Source organism: Streptomyces sp. AM 4-1-1 (assembly GCF_029167625.1).
Taxonomy (GTDB): domain Bacteria; phylum Actinomycetota; class Actinomycetes; order Streptomycetales; family Streptomycetaceae; genus Streptomyces.
In genome coordinates, this window is the sequence record NZ_CP119145.1 from 6,891,972 (window position 1) to 6,916,503 (window position 24,532).

Annotated in this window: 24 protein-coding genes; 19 read left to right on the forward strand and 5 right to left on the reverse strand. The window is 71.3% G+C overall.

What is annotated here, in order from left to right:
* The first annotated feature begins 202 nt into the window (after nucleotides 1-202).
* The 5 genes from PZB75_RS29310 (at nucleotide 203) to PZB75_RS29330 (ending at nucleotide 5,263) form a co-directional block, all read left to right on the forward strand.
* Nucleotides 203-1,483, forward strand: coding sequence for an MFS transporter (locus PZB75_RS29310; RefSeq protein ID WP_275538314.1), 1,281 nt, complete (start codon nucleotides 203-205; stop codon nucleotides 1,481-1,483).
* Between the two features lie 71 nt (nucleotides 1,484-1,554).
* A complete protein-coding gene (locus PZB75_RS29315; RefSeq protein ID WP_275538315.1) occupies nucleotides 1,555-2,769 on the forward strand; it encodes a carboxylesterase family protein in 1,215 nt (404 codons plus the stop codon).
* A gap of 75 nt (nucleotides 2,770-2,844) precedes the next feature.
* On the forward strand, nucleotides 2,845-3,645 hold the full coding sequence (locus tag PZB75_RS29320) for an alpha/beta hydrolase (RefSeq protein WP_275538316.1): 801 nt from the start codon (nucleotides 2,845-2,847) through the stop codon (nucleotides 3,643-3,645).
* Between the two features lie 2 nt (nucleotides 3,646-3,647).
* Nucleotides 3,648-4,907 carry a SpoIIE family protein phosphatase gene (locus PZB75_RS29325; RefSeq protein ID WP_275538912.1) on the forward strand — a complete coding sequence of 420 codons (1,260 nt, stop codon included), beginning with the start codon at nucleotides 3,648-3,650 and terminating at the stop codon, nucleotides 4,905-4,907.
* Nucleotides 4,904-5,263 carry an STAS domain-containing protein gene (locus tag PZB75_RS29330; protein WP_275538317.1) on the forward strand — a complete coding sequence of 120 codons (360 nt, stop codon included), beginning with the start codon at nucleotides 4,904-4,906 and terminating at the stop codon, nucleotides 5,261-5,263. Before PZB75_RS29325 ends, PZB75_RS29330 begins: the two co-directional genes overlap by 4 nt.
* A 127-nt stretch (nucleotides 5,264-5,390) precedes the next feature.
* Here the strand turns inward: PZB75_RS29330 and PZB75_RS29335 are convergent, their stop codons facing one another.
* Both PZB75_RS29335 and PZB75_RS29340 read right to left on the reverse strand, forming a co-directional pair.
* Nucleotides 5,391-5,627 carry a hypothetical protein gene (locus PZB75_RS29335; RefSeq protein WP_275538318.1) on the reverse strand — a complete coding sequence of 79 codons (237 nt, stop codon included), beginning with the start codon at nucleotides 5,625-5,627 and terminating at the stop codon, nucleotides 5,391-5,393.
* Between the two features lie 284 nt (nucleotides 5,628-5,911).
* Entirely contained in the window at nucleotides 5,912-6,382 is a 471-nt protein-coding gene (locus PZB75_RS29340) for a hypothetical protein (RefSeq protein ID WP_275538319.1), read from the reverse strand.
* 201 nt (nucleotides 6,383-6,583) lie between these two features.
* On the opposite strand from PZB75_RS29340, the gene PZB75_RS29345 reads away from it, so the two are divergent.
* The 4 genes from PZB75_RS29345 (at nucleotide 6,584) to PZB75_RS29360 (ending at nucleotide 11,049) form a co-directional block, all read left to right on the forward strand.
* Nucleotides 6,584-7,393 carry a DUF4344 domain-containing metallopeptidase gene (locus tag PZB75_RS29345; protein ID WP_275538320.1) on the forward strand — a complete coding sequence of 270 codons (810 nt, stop codon included), beginning with the start codon at nucleotides 6,584-6,586 and terminating at the stop codon, nucleotides 7,391-7,393.
* A 166-nt stretch (nucleotides 7,394-7,559) separates the two neighbouring features.
* Entirely contained in the window at nucleotides 7,560-8,468 is a 909-nt protein-coding gene (locus PZB75_RS29350; RefSeq protein ID WP_275538321.1) for a dihydrodipicolinate synthase family protein, read from the forward strand.
* A gap of 386 nt (nucleotides 8,469-8,854) precedes the next feature.
* Nucleotides 8,855-10,234: an aldehyde dehydrogenase family protein gene (locus PZB75_RS29355; RefSeq protein WP_275538322.1), complete on the forward strand. Its 1,380-nt coding sequence runs from the start codon at nucleotides 8,855-8,857 to the stop codon at nucleotides 10,232-10,234.
* A gap of 101 nt (nucleotides 10,235-10,335) precedes the next feature.
* Nucleotides 10,336-11,049, forward strand: a complete 714-nt coding sequence (locus PZB75_RS29360; protein WP_275538323.1) for a GntR family transcriptional regulator — start codon at nucleotides 10,336-10,338, stop codon at nucleotides 11,047-11,049.
* Nucleotides 11,050-11,309: 260 nt separating this feature from the next.
* Here the strand turns inward: PZB75_RS29360 and PZB75_RS29365 are convergent, their stop codons facing one another.
* On the reverse strand, nucleotides 11,310-12,797 hold the full coding sequence (locus PZB75_RS29365; protein ID WP_275538324.1) for an aminopeptidase P family protein: 1,488 nt from the start codon (nucleotides 12,795-12,797) through the stop codon (nucleotides 11,310-11,312).
* Between the two features lie 269 nt (nucleotides 12,798-13,066).
* On the opposite strand from PZB75_RS29365, the gene PZB75_RS29370 reads away from it, so the two are divergent.
* The 5 genes from PZB75_RS29370 to PZB75_RS29390 are packed head-to-tail and all read left to right on the forward strand — an operon-like array spanning nucleotide 13,067 to nucleotide 18,794.
* The gene (locus tag PZB75_RS29370) at nucleotides 13,067-14,806 is read left to right on the forward strand and encodes an ABC transporter substrate-binding protein (protein WP_275538325.1); all 1,740 of its coding nucleotides are present in this window, start codon (nucleotides 13,067-13,069) and stop codon (nucleotides 14,804-14,806) included.
* A 16-nt stretch (nucleotides 14,807-14,822) separates the two neighbouring features.
* Complete coding sequence (locus tag PZB75_RS29375) at nucleotides 14,823-15,815, forward strand: ABC transporter permease (RefSeq protein ID WP_275538326.1); 993 nt, start codon at nucleotides 14,823-14,825, stop codon at nucleotides 15,813-15,815.
* The gene (locus PZB75_RS29380) at nucleotides 15,812-16,798 is read left to right on the forward strand and encodes an ABC transporter permease (RefSeq protein WP_275538327.1); all 987 of its coding nucleotides are present in this window, start codon (nucleotides 15,812-15,814) and stop codon (nucleotides 16,796-16,798) included. The genes PZB75_RS29375 and PZB75_RS29380 overlap by 4 nt, the downstream gene beginning before the upstream one ends.
* 2 nt (nucleotides 16,799-16,800) lie before the next feature.
* Nucleotides 16,801-17,805: an ABC transporter ATP-binding protein gene (locus PZB75_RS29385; RefSeq protein WP_275538328.1), complete on the forward strand. Its 1,005-nt coding sequence runs from the start codon at nucleotides 16,801-16,803 to the stop codon at nucleotides 17,803-17,805.
* Nucleotides 17,802-18,794 (forward strand): ABC transporter ATP-binding protein, encoded by a 993-nt coding sequence (locus PZB75_RS29390; protein ID WP_275538329.1) that lies wholly within the window; start codon nucleotides 17,802-17,804, stop codon nucleotides 18,792-18,794. The genes PZB75_RS29385 and PZB75_RS29390 overlap by 4 nt, the downstream gene beginning before the upstream one ends.
* Nucleotides 18,795-18,822: 28 nt before the next feature.
* On the opposite strand, the gene PZB75_RS29395 is transcribed toward PZB75_RS29390, so the two are convergent.
* Nucleotides 18,823-19,791 (reverse strand): helix-turn-helix transcriptional regulator, encoded by a 969-nt coding sequence (locus PZB75_RS29395; protein ID WP_275538330.1) that lies wholly within the window; start codon nucleotides 19,789-19,791, stop codon nucleotides 18,823-18,825.
* A 418-nt stretch (nucleotides 19,792-20,209) separates the two neighbouring features.
* Here PZB75_RS29395 and PZB75_RS29400 point away from each other — a divergent pair, with 418 nt between their 5' ends.
* Nucleotides 20,210-20,680: an ATP-binding protein gene (locus PZB75_RS29400; RefSeq protein WP_275538331.1), complete on the forward strand. Its 471-nt coding sequence runs from the start codon at nucleotides 20,210-20,212 to the stop codon at nucleotides 20,678-20,680.
* Nucleotides 20,681-20,760: 80 nt separating this feature from the next.
* Here PZB75_RS29400 and PZB75_RS29405 read toward each other — a convergent pair whose 3' ends face one another.
* Nucleotides 20,761-21,354, reverse strand: coding sequence for a hypothetical protein (locus tag PZB75_RS29405; protein WP_275538332.1), 594 nt, complete (start codon nucleotides 21,352-21,354; stop codon nucleotides 20,761-20,763).
* A 123-nt stretch (nucleotides 21,355-21,477) separates the two neighbouring features.
* On the opposite strand from PZB75_RS29405, the gene PZB75_RS29410 reads away from it, so the two are divergent.
* The 4 genes from PZB75_RS29410 (at nucleotide 21,478) to PZB75_RS29425 (ending at nucleotide 24,528) form a co-directional block, all read left to right on the forward strand.
* Nucleotides 21,478-22,116, forward strand: a complete 639-nt coding sequence (locus tag PZB75_RS29410; protein ID WP_275538333.1) for a hypothetical protein — start codon at nucleotides 21,478-21,480, stop codon at nucleotides 22,114-22,116.
* Nucleotides 22,117-22,238: 122 nt separating this feature from the next.
* Entirely contained in the window at nucleotides 22,239-22,916 is a 678-nt protein-coding gene (locus PZB75_RS29415) for an ABC transporter permease (protein WP_275538334.1), read from the forward strand.
* Nucleotides 22,913-23,590 carry an ABC transporter permease subunit gene (locus PZB75_RS29420; protein ID WP_275538335.1) on the forward strand — a complete coding sequence of 226 codons (678 nt, stop codon included), beginning with the start codon at nucleotides 22,913-22,915 and terminating at the stop codon, nucleotides 23,588-23,590. Before PZB75_RS29415 ends, PZB75_RS29420 begins: the two co-directional genes overlap by 4 nt.
* Nucleotides 23,587-24,528: an ABC transporter substrate-binding protein gene (locus tag PZB75_RS29425; protein ID WP_275538336.1), complete on the forward strand. Its 942-nt coding sequence runs from the start codon at nucleotides 23,587-23,589 to the stop codon at nucleotides 24,526-24,528. Before PZB75_RS29420 ends, PZB75_RS29425 begins: the two co-directional genes overlap by 4 nt.
* Nucleotides 24,529-24,532: the final 4 nt, after the last annotated feature.

The following is a 24,532-nucleotide window of genomic DNA, read 5'->3' on the forward strand; positions in this document are numbered from 1 at the left end:
TGGCAACTCTCCGATTTGGCATTTGTGCGTCATGTCTCACGGGGACAGTATCCACCGGTAACGCGTTGTGTACGCCGACCGCCACAGCGGCTTCGCCCGGAGCGAGAGCCCGTAGTCACCCAAGTGATAGGTCAACCCATTGAGCAACTCCCCCCGACAAAAAAACGCGGACGGCACCAGAACCGCTCCGAGAAGAACGGCCGTGGCGACACTGGCCGGCACCACACTTGAGTGGTACGACTTCTTTCTTTACGGCACGGCAGCCGCACTCATCTTCGACAAGCAGTTCTTTCCCTCACTGAGTCCCGCGGCGGGCACACTCGCGGCATTCAGCACGCTTGCCGTCGGATTCATCGCCCGCCCGCTGGGCGGACTGGTCTTCGGTCATTTCGGCGACCGCATCGGACGAAAAGCGACCCTGGTCGTCTCTCTCGTTCTCATGGGCGTCGGCTCCACCCTCATCGGCGCCATTCCGAACTACGACTCCATAGGATTCTGGGCCCCGGTCCTCCTGGTCCTCCTGCGCGTCATCCAGGGCATCGGCCTCGGCGGTGAGGGCGCCGGTGCGACGCTGATGTCGATGGAGCACGCCCCGAAGGGGCAGCAGAACCTGTACGCGGGATTCCCGCAGATGGGTACCCCTGCGGGACTGGTCCTCGCCAACATCATCTTCCTCGTCACCAACTCGCTCATGGGGGACAACGCCTTCACCGCGTGGGGCTGGCGGATTCCGTTCCTGCTGAGCTTCGTGCTCGTCGCGGTGGGCCTGGTGATCCGGCTCCGTATCACCGAATCACCGTCCTTCAACCGGGTGCTGGCCCAGGACGACGTGGTCAAGTTCCCGCTGGCGGAGTCGCTCAAGGTCGGATTCCCCCGTCTCGGGCTGACACTGCTCGCCGTGGTCGCCAACTCCGCGGTCGCCTATGTGTTCATGGTCTTCACGCTGTCCTACGGCAGCAAGCATCTGGACTACGACAAGCAATTCCTCATCCTGAGTGTGACGGCCGCCGCGGTGCTGTGGTTCGCGTCGATCCCGGTGTGGACCCGTGTCGCCGACCGGCACGGCCGGCGGACGATGTTCATCGGCGGTTCAGCCGCGATCCTCGTGTGGTGCGCGGCCTTCTTCCCGCTGATCAACACGGGAAATTCGGTTCTCGCGGTGCTCGCGCTCGTCGGGATGGGGCTCATCATCCCGGTCACGCACTGTGTGCAGGGCAGCATCATCGCCGACACCTTCCCCGCCCACGTCCGCTACTCGGGCTCCTCGCTCATCCTGCAGACCGGGGCCATCCTCGGCGGGGGCTTCGCGCCGATGATCTCCACCGCGCTGCTGAACTCCGGTGGCTCGTCGACCGGGGTGACCTGGTACCTGGTGGGGATGTGCACCGTCAGCCTGGTCGGGGCGGTGGCATTGTTCAAACTGGTGCCCGAAGGGGCGCCGGCCCCGGCAGCACGCCCCTCGAAGGCCGCCTCCCGGGTCTGAGCCGTACAGCCGCCGGTTCCGCGAGCCCCCTCCCCCGGCCTCGTGGAACCGGCCGATCCCGGAGGTACCGCATGAACGGGTCCGCGATGATCCGGACCGGACCGATCCGCTACGCCACCGCGGAACGCTTCGCGCGGCCACGCCCGGTGGCGGCGGAGGACGCCCCCGGTTCGAGCGGCCAGATCTGCCCCCAACTCGCCTCCAGACTGGACGCGGTGATGGGCCCGCCCCTCGACGGCCACCCCCAGGGCGAGGACTGCCTGAACCTGTCGGTCACCACTCCCGCACGGGACTCGGCGGCCCGGCCGGTGCTGGTGTGGTTCCACGGCGGCGGGTTCAGCAGCGGCGGCGGGATCATGGACTGGTACGACGGCGGGGCGCTCGCCGCCCAGGGCGATGTGGTGGTCGTGGGCGTCAACCACCGTCTGGGCGCGCTGGGCTACCTCTGTCTCGAAGGCGTCAGCGAGGGCAACCTCGGTCTCCTCGACCAGCTCGAAGCACTCCGCTGGGTGCGCGCGAACATCGCCGATTACGGGGGCGACCCCACCGACGTCACCGTCTTCGGCCAGTCCGCGGGCGGCCTCTCCATCCGATTGCTGATGGAGATGGCGCAGGCCCGGGGGCTGTTCCGGCGGGCGATCCTCCAGAGCGCCCCGCTGGCGATCACCGCGCGTCCCCGCGCGGACGCCCTCGCCCTCGGGCGGATCTTCGCGGACTTCCTCACCACCGACCCGCGCACCGCCACCGTCACGGAGCTCCTCGCCGCGCAGCGACGGACCGCGGTGGCCAACCAGCGACGGTCCGGGAGCACCCTGGAACCCCCGTTCAACCCCGTCGAGGGCACGGACCCGGTCCCCGCCCTCGACGGGGCCTCCTTCGACGGAAACGTACGCGGCCTCGACGTCCTGTACGGCTGGAACGCCGACGACATGACCGCGTTCCCCGGCGAGGGCGACGACGCGGCCGAGCTGACCCGCCGGATGTACGAGGAACCGCTCCGCAAGCTCGGCACCCGCCTGGCGGGGGCGGGCGCCCGCGTGCACACGTACCGTCTCGACTGGCGGCCGGCCGGATCGCCCTTCGGCGCCACCCACTGTGTCGAACTCCCGCTGCTGCTGGGCACCCGGGACGCGTGGCGCGCGTCACCGATGCTCGGGGACGTCCCCTGGGAGGACGTCGAGAGGACCGGCGCGGCGCTGCGCGCGGCGTGGATCGCCTTCGCCCGTACCGGCGCGCCATGCCCCGGCTCCGGACCGGTCAGCTTCGGACGTCACCCCGGGGCGTGAGCGTCCTCGCCGCGTCCGGGCGCGGTCCGCGCTCCCGCCGGGGAGACCCGGGACGAGGGTGACAAGATGACGTCCATGGACGTGAGGATCAGGAACCGGGTGACGGTGACAGGCCGGGACGGCGGACCGGTGCTGATGCTGGCGCACGGTTTCGGCTGCGACCAGAACATGTGGCGGCTGGTGGTCCCGCTGCTGGCGGACCGGTTCCGGGTGGTCCTCTTCGACCACGTGGGGGCGGGCCGCTCCGATCTGTCGGCCTGGACCCCGGAGCGGTACGCCACGCTGGAGGGCTACACCGAGGACATCATCGAGATCTGCCACGACCTGGCCCTCGGGCCGGTGGCCTTCGTGGGGCACTCGGTCAGCTCCATGATGGGCGTCCTCGCCGCCGTACGGGAGCCGGAACTGTTCAGCGAGCTGATCCTGCTCGCCCCCTCGCCGCGCTACATCGACGACGGGGCGTACCGCGGCGGGTTCAGCGCCGCCGACATCGACGAACTCCTCGAATCGATGGAGAGCAACTATCTGGGTTGGTCCGGCGCGATGGCGCCGGTCATCATGGGCAACCCCGACCGCCCCGAGCTGGGCGAGGAACTGACGAACAGCTTCTGCCGCACGGACCCGGAGATCGCACGGCTCTTCGCCCGTACGACGTTCCTGTCCGACAACCGCGCCGACCTCGCCGAGGTGACCGTGCCCACGCTCGTCGCCCAGTGCTCGAACGACGCGATCGCACCGCGCGAGGTGGGAGCCTTCGTCCACCAACGGATTCGGGGCAGCGAACTGGTCACCCTGGAGGCCACCGGCCACTGCCCCCAGCTGAGCGCCCCGGAGGCCACCGCCGCCGCCATCAGCGCCTTCGTCCGGAGGCCGTGATGATGTGCGCGACCGGGGACGACCCCCCGGGCGGCGGGAACAGCGGGAGCGAGGCCGACGCGGACGCCCGGTTCTCCGCGCTGCTGGAGGACAGCGCGGAGGACCTGTACGAGAACGCCCCGTGCGGATACCTCTCCACCCTGCTGGACGGCCGGATCGCCAAGGTCAACAGGACGCTGCTGAAGTGGCTCGGCCATGAGCGCGAGGACCTGGTCGGACGCGAGCGGTTCTCGGACCTCCTCACGGTGGGCGGCCGGATCTACCACGAGACGCACTTCGCACCGCTGCTGCGGATGCAGGGTGAGGTCAGCGGTGTCGCGTTCGAACTGCGCACCGCGGACGGGGACCGGCTGCCGGTCCTGGTCACCTCCACCGTCAAGAAGGGCAGCGACGGTGAGCCCCTGCTGATCCGCACCACCGTCTTCGACGCCCGCGACCGACGCGCCTACGAACAGGAACTGCTCCGCGCCCGGCAGGAGGCCGAACTGGAACGCGCGCGTCTGCACCGCCTGGCCACCACGCTCCAGCGCACCCTGCTGCCCCCCGCGCTCCTGCCGGTGCCCGGCCTGGACGTCGCCGCGTACTACCACATCGCGTCGACGGACGAGGTGGGCGGCGACTTCTACGACCTCTTCCCGCTGGCCGACGGCACCTGGGGCCTGTTCATGGGCGATGTCTGCGGAAAGGGGGCGGCCGCGGCGGCGCTGACCTCACTGGCCCGGTACACCCTGCGCGCGGCCGCCGTCTACGATCCCGATCCCGTCGCGGTCCTCACCAACCTCAACACCGTGCTGAACCACGAGTACCAGGGCGAGGACCCCCGGTTCTGCACGGTGATCTTCGGCCTGCTCACCCCGGACAGCGTCAACGGCGGATTCCGTGTGGTCCTCGCCGGCGGAGGCCACCCACCGGCCGTGCTGCTGCGCGCGGACGGCGGCGCCGAATACCTTCCCACCCCGGGCGGGCAACTGGTCGGGGTGCTCGCCGACGCGCACTTCAGCACCACCACGGTCCACCTCGACCTCGGCGACACCCTCCTCCTGTACACCGACGGCCTGACCGAAGCCCATACGGCGCTCGCCGGTGAACGCTACGGTGACGAAGCCCTGCTGGACTTCACCCGAGCCCTGGCGCCCACGACCGCGCGGGCCGCCATCACCGCCCTGACCGGCCTTCTCGACTCGCTCGGCGAAGGCCTGGACGACGACAGCGCGCTCCTCGCGATCAGCGTGCCCGCCCCCACCAGTGAAGGGCCGCAGTGAACCGGCTGAGCGTCACCACCCGCACCGGCCCGTCCGGTCCCGTCGTCGAAATGCGCGGTGAACTCGACTATCACAGCGCCCCCCAGGCCCGCGACGTCCTGAGCACCCTGCGGATGGCCCCCGGCCAGCGGCTCCTGCTGGACCTCGGAGGTCTCACGTTCTGCGACTCCAGCGGCATCAGCGTGATGATCGCCCTGCGCAACCACGCACTGGCGGCCCGCTCGGAGGTCGCCCTGGTCGCCGTACCCGAGCGGATCGTCCGCGTGTTCCGTGTCATCGGCCTCGAACCGATCTTCCCGTCCTACCCCACGGAGCGGGACGCGGACGACGCCTGGGCGCCACGGGTCGGCGACTGACCTCGGCGTCACGGAGCACGTTTTCGGCCGGGCCCAGGCGGAGGCCGGTGTCGGACGGGACCGGGCGGTGCCGACAGACGCGCTCGTCGGCACCGCCCGGGTGTCACCGGCCCTGACGGACCACGTGTCAGTGCATCCAGAGCAGATAGAGACCGTTGGTCCCCTTCTCACAGATGTAGACGGGGCCGTGGAACGGGTAGTTGGCCTGCGCCGCGCTCACGCAGGTGGCCTCGGTGGGGTAGTACCCCATGAGCATGAAGCCGCTGCCGACCGGCGGGGACGCCATCGCGGCGGATCCGGCACCGAGGCTGAGCAGGGCCGCCGCGGCGACCGTGGCGACGCGTGCCGCGAATCGTGAGGTCATTGGCACAACTCCTTTCCGGACAGGCCGTCATGGCCTGTGGAGGCGGGAAGACAGGAAAGAGCGAGACTGCGCAGAGTTGCTTCGCGTCGCGACCGCGTGACCGAACGTTATCGGCCATTCACCGGTTCGACAATAGGTCTAGGCCAATATTGTGGAAGCCCGATCCGGCCCGCTTGTGCGACCGTCCGTCCGGCCGCCGGGGGCCCGTTCGCCGACACGGCGACGGGCCGCCCGACGGCGGCGGGCCCGGAGTGGGCGACACGCTCCGGTGATGGGTCTCGCGGTCAGCCGATCGCCCGGGTGCTGTAGACGTACAGGCCGACGACGCCGAACACGCAGACCAGAATCAGCCAGGAGCGGAGGCTCGTGTGCCGCGTCCTGCGCCCGGACCGGCCACCACGCGTCCGCCGGCCACCACGTGTCCGCCGCCCGTCAGGTGTCTGCCGCGGGGTACGGGTCGTCGCGTCGGCGGCGGTCTCGGCGAGCAACCGGCGGCAGACCGCGGCGAGTTCGCCGGTTCCCGCGGAGAGCGACACGACGGCCTCCGAGCGTGCGGGGGCGGTGGTGCCTCCGTCGAGAATGCGCCCGGCGCGCACCAGGATCTCGTCCCGGCCCCCGGAGGGCGCGAGGCTGATCCAGCGCTGCACATGCTCCCCCCGGATCACCGCGCCTCCGGAGCGCTCCCGGTACACGGTGTGTTCCCGCCACAGCACCTCGGCCAACTCGACGGCGGTTTCCCTTATTTGGGCACTCACGTCCCTCCCCTTCACCATACGGAAATCGAACAAGCACCGCACTATAGCGCCAGGTACACACCAATTCGGCGGGCGGGCCGGGTGCCGTGGAGTCGAACACGGGCACGGGCAGCGGCGCCAAGGGCGCGTGTGAAGGAGAATGCCGTGTATGCGGGTACGGGGTGGGAGTGGCCGGGGCGACGGTCGGGCCGAGGGTGGGCCGTGCCGTGCGTGGTGGCGCTGCTGGCGGGTTGTACCGCCTCGGCCGACGAGGGCGGGGGGTCCCCGGGGGCGGTCGCGCCGAACTCTTCCGGCGGAGGCGGTTTCGTCGTCCGTCATGAACCACCGGCCGGGGCCGATCGGGGCGACGCCTCGTTCCTGAGGGACCGGAAGCTGCTGGAGCGGTCCTCCGCGACCCTCAACGCCTTCATCGATCCGGGCCGTCGCGTCACGGTCGTCGCCCGGTCGTGCGAGGGCGAGGGTTCCGGTTACGACCCCGAGTCCCGCCGGATCGAGATCTGTTACGACGACGTGGCGCGGGAGCGCGCGCTCTTCCGGCATGCCGGGCACCGTCCGGCCGACGAGGAGGTCGCCGCCGTACTCGTGGAAACCTTCTTCCACGAGGCCGGTCACGCCGTCATCGACGTGCTGGACCTGTCGTTCACCGATCGGGCCGAGGAGGACGCGGCGGACCAGTTCGCCGCCCTGATGCTGTTGCGTCAGGGTGGTGACGGTGAGCGGTCTCTGAGGTTCGCCGCCAAGGAGTACGAACTGACGGCGGCCGAGGAGGAGGCGGACGCCGAGAGCGATGGCGCCGACGCCGACGGTGATGACGGTGAGCGGGACGAACACTCTCCGGCCCGGCTGCGCGCGGCCAACCACCTCTGCCATCTCCACGGCTCCGCCCCCGGCCGCAGCCGTGATGTGGTGGGGCCGACTCTTTCCCGGAGCCGTGCCGCGGGCTGCGGCACGGAATGGGCGCGCGTACGCGGCGCCTGGACGGAACGTCTGGCGCCCCTGCTCCGCCGATGACCGGCCGTGCGGACGGGGGGTCGCTGACGGGGGTGAGTGGTGGTCGCTCCGACGCGCTCTTGGCGGAGGTTATGCCATGTGACATATTACTGCGATGACGGAGGGATGTTCGCAGTCTTCTGTCGAAGGTCAATGAAATGTCACACGGCATATATGGGAGCCTCTGATGACCCCGAACCCGCACGACAGCGCACGTCCCTGGCGCGGCATCATGGTCGCCACCCCGATCCCGCTGCGCGAAGACCTCTCCGTCGACTACGAGGCGTACGCCGAGCACGTCAGCTGGCTGATCGGTTCGGGCTGCGACGGCGTCGTACCCAACGGCTCGCTGGGTGAGTACCAGACCCTCACCGACGAGGAGCGCGCCCGCGTCGTCACCACCGCCGTGGAAGCGGCCGGGGACGGCGCGAGGGTGATGCCCGGCGTCGCCGCCTACGGCAGCGCGGAGTCCCTGAGGTGGGCCGAGCAGGCGGCCGAGGCCGGGGCGGGCTCGGTGCTGCTGCTGCCGCCGAACACCTTCCGGGCCGACCGCGCCTCCGTGCGCGCCCACTACGCCGAGGTGGCGAAGGCGGGCGTGCCGGTCGTCGCGTACAACAACCCCATCGACACCAAGGTCGACCTGGTTCCCGAGCTGCTCGCCGAGCTGTACGACGAGGGCTCGATCGTGGCGGTCAAGGAGTTCACCGGTGATGTCCGCCGGGCGTACGAGATCGCCGAACTGGCTCCGGGCCTCGACCTGTTGATCGGCGCCGACGATGTGGTGCTGGAGCTGGCGCTGGCCGGCGCGGTCGGTTGGATCGCCGGCTACCCCAATGTGCTTCCGCGTGCCTCGGTCGAGCTCTACGACGCGGCTGTGGGGCACGACCTGGAGAAGGCGCTGCCGCTCTACCGCGCCCTGCACCCGCTGTTGCGCTGGGACTCCAAGTCGGAGTTCGTCCAGGCCATCAAGCTCTCCATGGACATCGCCGGACTTCCCGGCGGTCCCACCCGGGCGCCGCGAGGGCCGCTCGAACCGCAGGTCGAGACGGCCGTGCGCGCGGCCACCAAGAAGGTACTGGCCGAGGGGCTCGTCTAACGGCTTCGCCCGTGACGGGGGGAGCGGGCCGGAGAGCCGTCCCGGCTTCATAAGGCCGGTTCCCCGGCGGCCGGGGTCGGAGCGGGGCCGGTGGCCGGCGGCGCCCGCCCGGTTCGGCTCGCCCGGCCGGCCGGGGGCGGGCGGCGGTGGCGGCCGTCCGCCAGCGGTCTCCGCCGTCACCGGTCTCGGCCACCGCCGGCTGAATCCGGTCGCCCCCGTTCGCGGAGCGTCCGCGTCCGGGGACGCTCCTCGTACCATCGCCACGGCTCATCGCCACGGCCCGGCCCGGGTGCGAGTCCGTCCGGGCCCCGGGGAACACGGCCCCCGGCAACACGTATCGCGTCACCGAATCCGACCCACCGCCCCCTTTCCGAAGGTCCTCTCCCATGACTGTCATGTCCCACAACCCCGCCGACCCCCGCGACCTCGTGCTGTCCGTCCCGGCTCTCGGCGCGGCCGGTACCGCCGCCGCCGTCGGAGAGGCCCGTGCCGCGTGGCCCGGTTGGCTCGCCATGGGCGCCGCCGCCCGCTCGGCCGCTCTCACCCGGGCCGCCGAGGCGATCGAGGCGCACGCCGATGAACTCGTCGCGCTGACCGTCCGCGAGGTCGGCAAGCCGCTCGCCGAGGCCCGTGGCGAGGTCGCCCGCACGGCCGCGATCTGGCGCTACTACGCCCAGGCCCCCTACGCGCCGTCCGGCTCCGTCCACGAACCCGCCGCGGGCCAGGGCCTGTTGCTCACCCGCCGCCGCCCGTACGGCGTGGCGGGGCTGATCACCCCCTGGAACTTCCCGCTGGCCATTCCCACCTGGAAGGCCGCCCCCGCCCTGGCCGCGGGGAACACGGTCGTGCTGAAACCCGCGCCCGAGGCCCCCGCCTGCGCCCTCCGGCTCGCCGAGCTGGCGGGTCTGCCCGAGGGAGTGCTCACGGTCGCCCCCGGCGGAGCGGAGGAGGGGGAAGCGCTGGTCCAGGCCGCCGACGTGGTGTCCTTCACCGGTTCCACCGGTGTCGGCCGGGCCGTCGTCGAAGCCGCCACCACCCGCGGTGTCCCGGTCCAGGCCGAGATGGGCGGCCTCAACTCCGCGCTCGTCCTTCCCGACGCCGACCTGGAGCGGACCACCGCCCATCTGGTCTCCGCCATCGCCGGGTACGCCGGTCAGAAGTGCACCGCGACCAGCAGGGTGATCGCCGTCGGCCAGGTGTACGAGCCCCTGCGCGACGCCCTCGCCAAGGCACTGGCCGCCGAACCGGCGGCCGATCCCACCGAGGCGGGGACCGTCTGCGGACCGGTCATCTCCGCGGCCGCCCGTGACCGGCTCGCCGCGGCGATCGACTCGGCCCGCGCGGCCGGCGCCACCGTCCTCGCGGGTGGCGCGACGCCGGCTCGTGACGGCTGGTTCGTCGAACCGACCCTCCTGGCGGACGTCCCGGCCGACCACCCCCTGCGCACCGAGGAGTTCTTCGGCCCGGTCGCCGTACTGCTGTCCGCCGCCGATCAGGACGAGGCGACCGCCCTCGCCAACGACACCCGGCACACCCTCGCCGCCTCCGTCCACACCCGGGACCTCGACGCCGCGCTCGCCTGCGCCGACCGGCTCGACGCGGGCATGATCCGCGTCAACGCCCCCTCCAGCGGCGTGGACTTCCACCTGCCGTTCGGCGGGACCGGGGCGGCGAGCCACGGGCCCAGGGAACAGGGCCAGGCCGCGCTCGACTTCTTCACGGCGAGCCGCACGGTGACCCTGCTGCCCGCCGGGCAGCCTCGCTGACCGGCGGCGGTGGGAGCCGGCCGACGACCGGCGGCAGCGGACCGGCGGCGCGAAGTGCAACGTGACATTGTACGCTGGCCTCCTGACCTTTGGAGGCACACATGGCGGACCACAAGCATCGCGCCGCCCTCGTCCCCGTCCAGGAGCGACTGCGGGACCAGGTGATCCACGCGCTGCGCGCCGCGCTGATCTCGGGCGAACTGCGGCCGGGGGTCATCTATTCGGCCCCCGCTCTCGCAGCCGACTTCGAGGTCTCCGCCACCCCGGTCCGCGAGGCCATGCTCGATCTCGCCCGTGAGGGGCTGGTGGAGCCCGTCCGCAACAAGGGTTTCCGTGTCACCGAACTGACCGAGCGGGACCTCGACGAGTACACCGAGATCCGCGCGCTGATCGAGGTGCCGATCGTCGGGAGAACGACCCTCACGGCCACGCCCGCGCAGCTGGAGGGGCTGCGCCCGCTGGCCGACGCGATCGTCGTGGCCGCCCGCAGGCACGATCTGAGCGGCTATCTGGAGGCCGACCGCAGATTCCACCTCGATCTGCTCGCGCTGGCGGGCAACGCCCGTCTGGTCGAGCAGGTCGGCGAACTGCGCAAGCGTTCCCGCCTCTACGGGCTGAACGGTCTCGACCGGGCGGGCCGCCTGGTCGAGTCCGCCGAGGAGCATCCCCAGCTCCTGGACCTGATGCTGTCCGGCGACTCCGCCGGCGCCCAGGAGCACATGGCACGCCACCTCGGTCATGTCCGGTCCCTCTGGGCGGTCGGCAGGCCGGTGGCCGCCGCGCCGACCGCGGGGACCCGCCTCGGCGTTTCCTGAACCGGCGGCCGTACCGAAGGCCCCCTCGCCGGGTCCGGACCGCCCCGCACCCACCGAACCCCGTACCCCCGCCGGACCGTGGCTCCGGGAGCCACCTCCGGCCACCACGGACAGGGAAGGGCCCGGCGGGGCCCGTGGCCGAGGACCGCACGGTCCCGGCCTGACACCGGTACGCGGCATGGCCCGGACCCGTACCGCACGCGCCGCCCCTCCTCACCTGCTGCCGGGGACGGGCGGCGGACCCGTCCCCGGCGGGTACATCAGGCCAGCAGGTCGCCCATCCACTCCTCGATCCCCGCCACCGTGCGCGGCAGGGCGCCGGACATCAGCCGGGCACCGTCGGCGGTGATCACGAGGTCGTCCTCGATCCGGACCCCGATGCCGCGCAGCTCCTTGGGCAGGAACTCGTCGTCGGGCTGGAGGTACAGGCCCGGTTCGACGGTGAGCACCTGACCCTCGGCCAGCTCGCCGTCGAGATAGGTTTCGGCGCGGGCCTTGGCGCAGTCATGGACGTCGAGACCGAGCATGTGCCCGCTGCTGCAGAGGGTCCAGCGGCGGAACAGCCCGCTGTCCTCGCGCAGCGCCTCCTCGGCGGATATCCGCAGGACACCCCAGTCGGCCAGTCCCTCGGCCACGACCCGCATCGCCGCCTGGTGGAAGTCGCGGAAGCTGGCCCCCGGGCGCAGCGCGGCGATACCGGCGTCCTGCGCGGCGAGCACCAGCTCGTAGACCTGCCGCTGCAACGGTGAGAAGGTGCCGCTCAGGGGCAGCGTGCGGGTGATGTCGGCGGTGTAGAGGGTGTCGGTCTCCACCCCCGCGTCGAGCAGCAGCAGATGCCCGGGGTCGAGGGGCCCGTCGTTGCGAATCCAGTGCAGCACACAGGCGTGGGCGCCGGTGGCCGCGATGGTCTCGTACCCGGTGCCGTTGCCCTCGGCGCGGGCGCGCCGGCCGAAGGTGCCCTCGATCCAGCGCTCACCGCGCGGGTGGCGCAGGGCGGCGGGGAGCGCGCGGACGACGTCCTCGAACCCGGAAACCGTGTGGTCCACGGCGAGCTGGAGCTGGGCGACCTCCCACTCGTCCTTGACGAGGCGCAGCTCGGAGAGGACGGCCGCGAGGCGCGCGTCGTGCGGGGTGGTGCCCCGGTCGCCGCCCCGGCCGGTGGCGTCGTCGATCTCGGGGTCCACTCCGGTCAGCACCCGGGTCGTGGGCTGCGGCCCGGTCAGCAGCTTCGCGAGATCGTCCAGGTGCCGGGTGCGCACCCCGGTGAGCTGGGCGGCCTCGTCGAGGTCGGGGCGGCGGCCGACCCAGAACTCGCCGTAGCGGCGGTCGCGGTAGAACTCCGATCCGTACGCGGAGTCGCCCCCGCGCGGGGAACGCGGACGCAGATGGAGGAACGCTTCACCCGTCGGCTCCAGCACGAGGACGTGTCCGACCTGGTCCTCTCCGGTGAGGCCGGTGAGCCAGGCGTAGGCGCTGTGCGGGCGGAACCGGAAGTCCGAGTCGTTGCTGCGGACCTTCAGCTGTCCGGCGGGGACGATCAGCCGTTCGCCGGGGAACGCCGCGGTGAGCCGCTCGCGGCGGGCGCCGGTGAGCGCGTACCCGGGCACCCGGGCGTCGGCGGGCAGCGGGGTGGCGGCCCAGCCCGTACCCATGAAGGCGTCGAGGGCGGGGGAGACGTCCCGGTCATGGCTTCCGGTGTGGAAGGCCGCGGCCTGTGCGGACGCGCCGGGGTCGGTGTCGAGGGTCACGAAGGGGCTCCTTCGGCGTAGTGGGCGGTGAGGGTCGGTCCGGCCGCTTCCCGAGCGGGCCCGGTCTCCCCGTGCCACGGCGGGGAAAGGGGAGGTTCACGAGGGACACAGCTCGATAACGGGGAGCGAGATCCCTTGTCAGTGCAATGTCACATTACTATGTTACGCATCACATCAGGGTTCGGCCTGACCTTTTCGGCCACCCCTTCCACTCGTGGACCAGTCGCGCGGACGGACGACGACAGCCACGACCCACAGCGGAGTTGCACATGAACAGGCGCACCCACACGGCACTCGCGGCGACGATCGCGGCGGCACTCACCCTCGGCCTCGCGGCCTGTTCCAAGGACGACACCGGCTCGCACCGCGGTGACCGGGGCGCCAAGGCCCCGGGCGCCGCCTCGGGCACGATCGTCGGCGGCACTCCGGTCAAGGGCGGCACCCTCACCGTTCTGTCCAACCAGGACTTCTCGCATCTCGACCCGGCGCGCAACTGGACCATGCCGAACATGAACTTCGGCATCCGGCTGCTCTACCGCACCCTGGTGACCTTCAAGGCCGAGCCGGGCGCCGCGGGCAGCGAGTTGGTGCCGGACCTCGCCACCGACCTGGGCCGCCCGTCCGACGGCGGCAAGACCTGGACCTTCACGCTGAAGAAGGGCCTCAGTTACGAGGACGGCAGCCCGATCAAGGCCGCCGACGTCAAGTACAACGTCGAGCGCTCCTTCGCCCCCGACCTCACCGGCGGCCCCGACTACGCCTCGCAGTACCTCGCCGACGCCGCCGGCTACACCGGACCGCTGACGGGCAAGCACCTCGCCTCGATCGAGACCCCGGACGACTCCACGATCGTCTTCCGCCTCAAGCGGCCGGTCGCCGAGTTCTCCTACACGGCGACCCTGCCCACCTTCTCGCCGGTGCCGCAGTCCCGGGAGAAGGGCACCCAGTACGACCTGCGCCCCTTCTCCTCGGGCCCCTACAAGATCGACACCTACGACCGGGGCAAGCAGCTCACCCTGGTCCGCAACGAGCACTGGTCACCGGAGACGGACACCGTCCGCAAGGCGTACCCCGACAAGATCGTCGTCGTGCAGGGGCTCAAGGGCGGCCAGATCGACGACCGGCTGATCGCCAGCAAGGGCGCCGACGCCTCCGCCGTCGAGTGGTCCCAGCTGCGGCCCGAATCGGTGGCCAAGGTCCTGCCCAAGGCGGAGGTGAAGTCCCGGCTGGTCGCCGAGCGCACCGGCTGCACCGACATGCTCTACCTCAACACCTCCAAGGCGCCCTTCGACGACCCCAAGGTCCGCGAGGCCATGATGTACGCCGTCGACCGCAGCGCCCAGGTCACCGCGTACGGAGGCCCGGCGATGACCGACGACGCCACCTCCTACCTGCCCCCCGCCCTCACCGGAGGCGTCGAGCAGGACCCGCTGAAGATCGCCGACACCGGCGACCCGGCCAAGGCCAAGGAACTGCTCGCGGCGGCCGGCAAGCCCCACCTCAAGCTGAGCCTCACCGTCTCCGCCGGCGAGAAGAGCCGGGGCGAGGCACTCCAGCAGAACCTCGCCAAGGCCGGGATCGACGTCACCATCTCCACCGCCGACGCGTCCGTCTACTACGACACCATCGGTGACACCAAGTCCGCCCCGGACCTGGCGATCAGCGGCTGGTGCCCGGACTACCCCTCAGGCGCGACCTTCCTGCCCTTCGTGTTCGACGGCCGGACCATCAAGGTGAAGGGCAATCAGGGCAACTACTCGCAGTTCCGGGACAAGGCGACGTCCGACCGCATCGACCAGATCGCCGGGATGCCCGACGTCGCACAGGCCAACAAGGCATGGATCGAGCTGGACCGTGACATCCTCGCCAAGGCTCCGGCCGTGCCGCTGCTCTGGCCGCGCCGCCCGCTGATGGTCGGCACCAACGTCGCGGGCGCCTTCGGACACCCCGTGTGGACCGGGATGTTCGACTTCGCCACGATCGGCCTCAAGAACCCCTCCAAGAACTAGCGTGGGGACTCCACCGATGAATCCGACGACCGAACCCGTGACGGTGTTCCCCGCCGCCCCCGCGGTCCCGGCCCCCGCGGCCCCGGGGCCCGACACATCCGAGAAACCCGCTGTCAAAGGACCGTGGCGGCTGGTCCGCGAACAGCTCTGGTCCCGGCCGTCCGCCAGATTCGGCCTCGTCATGGTCGGCCTCCTGGTGCTGCTGGCCGTCCTGGCCGACCCGCTCAGCGCCCTCGGCGGCTGGTCACCGGAGGAGTTCGACAAGAACGCCATCGACCCCTACCTCGGCGGACTGCCCATCGGCGGCTTCGGCGGCGTGGGAGCGGAACACTGGCTCGGCGTCGAACCCTCCACCGGTCGCGACCTGTTCGCCCGGGTCCTGTACGGCGGCCGCACCTCACTGCTGATCGCCTTCACCGCTACCGCCGTCGTGGTGGTGGCGGGCACCATGGCGGGCATCGCCGCGGGCTACTTCGGCGGCCGGGTGGACGCCGCGCTCTCCCGGCTGATGGACCTCACCATGTCCTTCCCCTCACTGATCTTCATGATCTCGATGATGTCGGTCGCCAAGGACGTCAACCGCGTCCTCCTGATGACCGCGGTGATCGGCCTCTTCGGCTGGCCCGGCATCGCCCGCGTCGTCCGCGGCCAGACCCTCTCGCTCAAACACCGCGAGTACGTCGACGCCGCCAGGGTCGGCGGCGCACGCTCCTGGCGCATCATCACCCGCGAGATCCTGCCCAACGTCTCCGGCCCGATCATCGCGTACACCACCCTGCTGGTCCCCGGGATGATCAGCACCGAGGCCGCCCTCAGCTACCTCGGAGTGGGCGTGCGGCCCCCCACCCCCTCCTGGGGCCAGATGATCGCCGACAGCATCAACTTCTACGAGACCGACCCGACGTACTTCCTCATCCCGACCTTCTTCCTGTTCCTCGCGGTGCTCGCCTTCACCCTCCTCGGCGACGCGCTGCGCGACATCCTCGACCCCAGAGGAAGCCGCTCGTGATCCTCTACCTCGGCCGCCGGCTGATCGGTGTGGCGGGCATCCTGCTCGTCATCTGCGCCATCACCTTCACCATCTTCTACCTGCTGCCCAGCGACCCGGCGGCAGCCGCCTGCGGCAAGACGTGCAGCCCCGAACGGCTCGCCGACGTCAAGGCCGCGATGGGCCTCGACCAGCCGATCTGGCGGCAGTTCTCCGACTACCTGACCGGGATCTTCACCGGTCGGGAGTACGGGTCCGGCGCCAGCGCCGTCCACTGCGGCTTCCCCTGCCTGGGCTACTCGTACGAGTACTCCATGCCGGTCTGGGGCCTCCTCGCCGACCGTATGCCGGTCTCCTTCTCGCTCGCCGTCGGCGCCGCCCTCCTCTGGCTGCTCCTCGGCCTCGGCGCCGGAATCGTCTCCGCGCTGCGCAAGGACAGCCTGACCGACAAGTCGCTGATGGTCGTCTCCGTCGCCACGGCCTCGCTGCCCGTCTACTTCACCGCCATCATGCTGATCTGGGGCGCCGTCCGGCTCACCGGACTGCTGCCCTACCCCGCCTACGTCAGCCCCGCCGACGACCTCCTCGGCTGGGCCTCCAACCTGCTGCTCCCGTGGGTGGCGCTGGCCCTGCTGTACGCGGCCATGTACGCCAGACAGAGCCGCAACTCGATGATCGAGACGATGGCCGAGCCGTACATCCGCACCGCACGCGCCAAGGGACTGCCCGCCCGGACCGTCACCTTCAAGCACGGACTGCGTTCGGGGATGACACCGATCCTCACCATCTTCGGCATGGACCTCGGCGGCCTCCTGGCCGGCGCCGTCATCACCGAATCCATCTTCGGGCTCCCCGGCGTCGGACGGCTGTTCTACGACGCGCTGGCCCGCTCCGACCAGCCGGTGATCCTCGGCGTCACCCTGCTCGCCGCCTTCTTCATCGTCGTGGCCAACCTCCTCGTCGACCTGCTCTACGCCTACATCGACCCGAGAGTGAGGTACTGACCATGACCGCACCACTGCTGGAGGTCGACGACCTCCGCGTCGCCTTCGACACCGCGCGGGGGAGCGTGCTCGCCGTCGACGGCATCAGCTTCACCGTCCGGGCCGGCCACACCCTCGGCCTGGTCGGCGAGTCCGGATCGGGGAAGTCCGTCACCTCGCTGGCCCTCATGGGCCTGCACGAGAGTGCCAGGGTCAGCGGCTCGGTACGCCTCGACGGCCGGGAACTCACCACCCTCGACGAGAAGCAGCTCAACACCGTCCGGGGCCGCAAGGTCGCCATGATCTTCCAGGACCCGCTCTCCAGCCTGCACCCCTTCTACACGGTCGGCGAGCAGATAGCCGAGCACTACCGGGTCCACTTCGGGGCCTCCCGCAAGGCGGCCCGCAAGCGCGCCCTCGACATGCTCGGCGAGGTCGGCATCCCCGAACCCGCCCGCCGGATCGACGAGTACCCCCACCAGTTCTCCGGCGGCATGCGCCAACGCGTCATGATCGCGATGGCGCTGGCCTGCGAACCCGATCTGCTCATCGCCGACGAACCCACCACCGCGCTCGACGTCACCGTCCAGGCCCAGATCCTCGACCTCATCGCCCGCATCCAGCAGGACCGCGGCCTCGGCGTCATCATGATCACCCACGACCTCGGCGTGGTCGCCCGGGTCGCCCACGAGGTCCTGGTGATGTACGGCGGCCGGACCGCCGAACAGGCCCCCGTCGACCAGCTGTTCAGCGCCCCCGCGCACCCCTACACCCGCGGACTGCTCGACTCGCTGCCCCGCCTCGACGACACCGACGACGCACCGCTGCGCACCATTCCGGGCAGCCCGCCGTCCCTGATCACCCCGGCCCCGGGCTGCTCCTTCGCGCCACGCTGCGCCCGTACGGCCACCGCCACCGACGGCGACCGGACGCGCTGCCGCGACGAGCGCCCCGAGTTCGGCCCGGTCGTCCCCGGCCACCACGCCGCCTGCCATCTGCCGCTGGTCACGGAAGAAGCCCACTCATGAACACTCCCGCGCCCGCGGACACCCTCCTCTCGGTACGCGACCTGGTGAAGACCTTTCCCGGCCGGCGGACCCGCACCGGCCGCCCGGGCTCCCCGGTGCGGGCCGTGGACGGCGTCGGCTTCGACATCGCCGCGGGGGAGACCCTGGGTCTCGTCGGCGAATCGGGCTGCGGCAAGTCGACCACCGGCCGGATGATCGTCCGACTGCTGCAACCCACCAGCGGCAGCATCACCTACGAGGGCCACGACATCGGGGGACTCACCGCGAGACAGCTGCGCCCGCACCGCAGACACCTTCAGATGATCTTCCAGGACCCGCACTCCTCCCTCAACCCGCGGCAGACGGTGGCCCGGATCATCTCCGAACCGCTCCTCGTCCAGGGGACCGGCGTGGCGGACGCCCGCCGCCGGGCCGCCGAACTGATGGAACTGGTCGGTCTCATCCCGGAACACCTCGACCGCTACCCGCACGAGTTCTCCGGCGGTCAGGCCCAGCGCATCGGCATCGCGCGTTCCCTCGCCACGTCCCCCCGGCTGATCGTCGCCGACGAACCGGTCTCCGCCCTGGACGTGTCCATCCAGGCCCAGGTGGTCAATCTGATGGAACGGCTCCAGCGCGAACTGGGGCTCACCTACGTCTTCATCGCCCACGACCTGGCGGTGGTCAAGCGCGTGTGCGACCGGGTCGCGGTGATGTACCTCGGCCGGATCGTCGAGATCGGCGACAAGAAGGAGATCTACGGCAACCCCGCCCACCCGTACACCAGGGCGCTGCTCTCGGCGGTGCCGCTGCCCGACCCGGCGGCCGAACGCGCGCGGGAGCGGATCGTGCTGCTCGGTGACCCGCCGAGCCCGGCCGACCCGCCGAGCGGCTGCACCTTCCACCCCCGATGCCCCAAGGCGCAGGACATCTGCCGCACCGAGGCACCGATCCTGGCGGTCGGCGCGTCCGGCGGCCGGCAGGTGGCCTGCCACTTCCCCGAGGCCTGACATGTCCCGCCGCCGCTGTGCCCCGCGGTCAGTCCCAGTCCCACCGGATGCCGAACTGGCACGGTCCCAGGTCCTGGGCGACCGCGTGGACGGAGCCGGTGGAGTCGAGGTGCAGCAGACGTTCGTACGAGTCGAAGCCGACGGCCCGGAAGGTGTGGCAGGCGACGGGCAGGGCGGCGGGATCGAAGCGCACCTCCACCACGCAGTCACGTGTCGGCACCTGCATGTTGACGATGGTGAACCCGGCGCTGGGGCGGGGCGGGGGATAGGCGAGGGTGTACTCGACGATGACCGTCTCGCCGCGCGCGAGCGGTCGGTCGAAGAGCAGTTCCGCGATGAACAGGCCGTTGTGCGGTTCGGCCACCGTGGTCCCCACCCGGCAGGGCCGTACCGGTTCCAGGACCGGTACGGCGCACGCCTCGTCGGCCAGTTGCGCCACGATGGACCGGTCGGGTCCGTTGCACTCCGCCCGCAGGACCTGGCGTATCCACAGCAGCCGCTCACAGCCCTCGGCGTCCAGATCCAGCCGTTGATGGCGGCTGACGCAGGTCAGTTTGGTGCTCCACCTGGTGTCCACCGCGCCGAGGACTTCGTCGAGCTGGCCCGACCAGACGTCGGACATCGCCGGGCGGGAAGCGACCCCGCTCAGCCAGCGACCCCGTGGCCTCGGCGGCCCGAGCAGCGAACTCAGCGCGCCGGAGGGCAGACCGAGGACCGTTTCGAGGGTGTCCAGCGCCGCCAGGGAGTGGGCGCGTTCGGGACGGTACTTCCCCGACTGCCAGAAGCTCAGCGTCGCCGAGGACACCGGGGTGCCGGACCGGCGCAGCCGGTCCTCGATCCGGGAAAGGCTCAGGCCACGGGCCTCGATGGCGGCCCGCAGCGCCTCGGAGAACGGTCCGGTGCGCAGCAGCCGGCCGAGCGTGTCGTCCGGCGCTCCGGCGGGCGGGGGGTTCGGTCCCGCGGACCGGGGCACGGACGGCGAGGACAGGTCTTCCATGAGCGAGCCGACCCTCCCGGTAGCATGAAATCGCCAGGGACGCGTCATTCTCACATGTTCGCGGCACAAGGACGCGCGCGGCGGCGCACGTCGGCACACTTCGGCGAGCGGCCGTCGAGCGGCGGGTCCCGCCCCGCGCCCGCGACCGACGGCGCACGGACCCGGGCGCCGGCCCGGGTACGGGCACGGGTCCGGCCACGGGCCCGCCCCCGGACCGGCCCGTGCGGGACCGCCCGCGCATATCCGTAAGTCTTAACGGCTTCGGGTGCCTTGCCGCACCCATGGCCCGTCTCGGAGGATTCTGACGTCGGCCCGGGACGTCTTCGGACCACTCCGGGCGCGGCCTCCGAAGCTCCGGCAAGCCGATGACGTACTCGCACCCCTCCGGGTCCTCCCGCCCGGCGCACGAGGAGCAGAAGTGACCCTGACCAGCCCTTCCGTCAGACCGGACCACACCGGCAGCGACACCGCCGTACGGTTCCCCGTCCTGCCCACGCCCTCCGCCGTCCGGTCGGCCCGTGGGCGTGTCCTCTCCCAGCTCCGCGCCTGGGGCCTCGGCGCGCACGAGGAGTTCGCGTACGACGTCCTGGTGACCCTCTCGGAACTGCTGACGAACGCCGTCGTGCACGGGAGGGGATCGCTGACGGTCGGACTCGATCTCGACTTCGACCGTCTGATCGTCGAGGTCTTCGACCAGAACGACGACGAGCCGCGGGCCGGTGGCGCCGGTCCGGACGGCGAGAGCGGCCGGGGCCTCTCGGTCATCGGTTCCCTCGCCCTCGCGCAGGGCTGCGAGCGTCTTTCGCGCGGCAAGCGCTGCTGGGCGGTCCTGGACGTACCGAGGTACGCCGGCGCGGTCCCGCTGCACGCCCACAGCGACGTGGTGTGATCCGCGCGGAGCGGTGAGACCCGCCGGGCACGGACGCCGCCCCGGGGCCCGCCCGCCCCGGCCGGAGAGGCCGGCTCACCTCACACGGACGTGCCGGGGCCGATCCCGTCGAAGCGGATCACCGGGCCGTCCGAACCGGTGGCCCGGACCCGAAGGCTCTCGCCGGGCAGGGCCACGAGGAGGGTCAGAAGGTACGGTGCCGGTCTGCGCGTGGTGTGCCGCGTTCCCGGCCCGAGCCGCTCCACCTCCACGGACCGGACCCGCGCAGCGGTGAGGATCTGCGCGAAACGCACGGACTCGTATCCGTCGTCGTACGCGCGACGCCCGGTGCACAGGAGGGTTTCGGCGTCCGAGACGAGCATCAGCGGTTCGCCCCGGAGCACGTCGGCGAGCTCGTCCATGTCGTCCGGGTCGGCCCCGGTCAAGCCGCCGCTGAGGTGTTCGGGCTCCGCCCAGACACCGTCCGCTTCGCGCACGGACCAGTAGAGCTCCTCGGCCGCCGCACCGTCACGCCTGCGGTGGACCAGCAGGACGAACCCCAGATTCCCGTGCACCGACATGTCGTGGGCGAGAAGCGTGGTGGAAGGCCGTCCGCGTTCATCCTTCCCGGCGTCCGTGAGCGGCGGCCGGCCACGGAGGACGTCGTGCGCGGCCTGCTTCAGCGAAAACGGCATCAGGGCTTCTTCCGACGGCGATGAGCACGGCCGGTCCGAGCACGGATACTCAGGCGTCCGGGCAACGCGTGCATCGCATAATCGTCTCATCGTCCCCGTGTTCCCTGTGAACGGAGTGCCTTCGTGAGACGCCCGTCCTTGCCCCTGGCCGTCGCCGCCGGACTGCTGGTGCTGACCGGATGCGCCACCGTCGTCACTGGTACCGCGTCCGGCGCCACACCCCCGGCGTCGGCCACCGGCGCCGGGCCGTCGTCCACGGCACCGGGGCACGAGGACGATCCGGTGAAGGCCGCCCGGGCCACCCACGACCGGCTGTTCCCCGACGTGGCGGCCCACTGCACGGGGGTGACCCCGCGACCCACGGACGAGCGCACCCCCACACGGCGGGCCGACCCGGTCGACCCCGCCGCGTCACGGTACGCGGAGAACCACATGTACCGGCAGAAACGGCCGCTCGACACCGAGCAGCGGTGCCGGGGACAGGCGCACGCCGACCGGATCGCCAAGGTCCTGAAGAAGCCCGGAGCACCCGGTACCTGGACCGAACAGGGGCTGCGGACCGCGCTGGCGGAGCTGGGGTATCCGGAGGACGCCATCCGGATGCAGGAGCAGGGGAGCGGGCAGCGCAGCGGCCCGGCCTTCTCCCTGTTCATCCCCGGCACGGGCCCGTGCGTCACCGGCAGGACCGGCCCGCCGCCCGACATCGAGACGCACGGCCCGTACCTGGAGGGCGGATGCGTCGAGCCCCGGGGCGGGCACTGAACCAGGAGGGGCCCACACCCTCTGCGGCGACGCCGGTCCCCGGCAGCCCGCGCCCGTCCCGGCCCTTCCCGAACAGGCGAACATGACGGGCGGCCACCGCCGTCCCACGCTCCAATGGACGGGTGACCGCGCCCCCGGACGACTGCCTCGCGCGCAATGAATGGATCTGCGGCGCCTACCTCTCCAGCCGGCGCGGCATCCTCTGGGACGCCACCCTCCAGCACCTCCAACTGACCGCGCTCTCCGTGGCCTTCGGACTGCTCCTCGCTCTTCCGCTCGCCCTCGCCGCCCGCCGCCGGCGCTGGGCGGCCGGACCGGTCCTCGCACTGACGACCGTCATCTACACCATCCCGTCGCTCGCGATGTTCTCACTGCTGCTGCCGGTGTACGGGCTATCCGCCTCACTCGTCGTCACGGGACTCGTCCTCTACTCGCTGACCCTGCTCGTACGGAACATCCTCGCCGGACTGCGCGCCGTGCCCGAGGAGACCAGGCAGGCCGCACGCGGCATGGGATACGGCCCCCTGCGGCTGCTCCTCACCGTGGAACTCCCGCTCGCCCTGCCCGCCGCCATGGCCGGACTGCGCATCGCGACCGTCTCCGTGGTCTCCCTCGTGACGGTCGGCGCCATCGTCGGATACGGCGGCCTCGGCAACCTCATCTACTCCGGTATGAACACCTACTTCAAGGCCCAGGTCCTCACCGCGTCCGTCCTCTGCGTCGTCGTCGCCGTCGTCGCCGACCTGCTGCTCCTCGGCGCCCAACGGCTGCTGACCCCCTGGACCAGGGCGCGCGCGTGAACACCCTCTCCGAAGCCTGGTCCTGGCTCATCCGCCCGGCCCACTGGTCCGGCGCCGACGGCATCGGCCACCGGCTCGTCGAGCACCTGTACCTCACCATCGTGTGCCTGCTCATCAGCTCGGTGATCGCCCTGCCCGTCGCCCTGCTCCTCGGCCACATCGGCAAGGGCGGCGCGCTCGCCGTCAACATCTCCAACATCGGCCGGGCCGTCCCCACCTTCGCGGTCCTGGTCCTGCTGCTCCTCACCCCGATCGGCTCGTACGGACAGTGGTCCACGGTGATCGCGCTGGTGCTCTTCGCCGTACCGCCGCTGCTCACCAACGCCTATGTGGGCATGCGCGAGGTCGACCGCGATGTCGTACGCGCGGCCCGGGGCATGGGCATGACCGGCCGGCAACTGCTGCTGAGAGTCGAACTCCCGCTCGCCACCCCGCTGATCCTCACCGGGGTACGGATCGCCGCCGTACAACTCGTCGCCACCGCCACTCTCGCGGCGCTGGCCGGAGGCGGCGGACTGGGCCGCATCATCACCGCGGGATTCAACCTCGCCGCCACCCCGCAGGTACTCGCCGGAGCCGTCCTCGTCGCGGTCCTCGCCCTCCTCGTCGAAGGACTCTTCGAAGCCGTACAACGACTCGCCCCCGACCCCGCCCGTGACGAGGAGTCCGGATGAGGGTGCCGCGTACGCCCTGCGCGGTCCTGCTGCTGGCCGCCACCGCCGCCTGCGCCACCGGACCGAGCCTGGAGAGCCGGGGGGACGTCACCGCCCCGCCGGGCGACAGCAAGCACCTCACCATCGGCTCCGCGGGCTTCACCGAAAGCGATCTCCTCGCCCGGATGTACGCCCTGCTGCTCGACCGGGCCGGCTACTCGACGAAGATCCTCACCGTCACCAACCGGGAGATCTACGAACCGGCGCTGGAGAGCGGCCGGATCGACGTCGTACCGGAGTACGCGGCGACCTTCGCCGACTGGCTGAACTCCAAGGCCCGCGGTCCGGACGCCGACCCGGTCGGCTCACCCGACCTCACCGTCACCCTGAAGGCCCTGCGCGCCCTCGCCGCGCCACGCGGCCTCCTCGTACTCGCCCCCGGCCGCGCCGTCGACCGCAACGCCTTCGCGGTCACCGCGCGGTACGCCGCGAAGCACCGGCTGAGGACACTCGGCGACCTCGGCCGGGCCCGGCTGCCCGTCCGGCTCGCAGCGGGCGACGAATGCGTGCGGCGCCCCTACTGCGCACCCGGCCTGAAGAAGGTCTACGGCATCGACATCACCGCCGTGGACCCCAAGGGCGTCGGCACCACCCAGGCCAAACAGGCCGTTCAGAACGGCCAGGACCAGATGGTGCTGACCACCACCACGGACGCGACCCTCGACGACTTCTGCCTCGTCCTGCTCGCCGACGACAGACATCTGCAGAACGCCGACCACCTGGTGCCCGTCGTCAACCGCTCCCGAGCCGGCGGCGAAGGAGTACGCACCGCGCTGGACAAGCTCAACGCCGTGCTCACCACCGCGGAACTCGCCCACCTGAACGAGCAGGTGGACAGCTGGCGCAGACTCCCCGAGGACGTCGCACGCGCCTACCTCACCTCCAAGAACCTCCTCTGAGCCG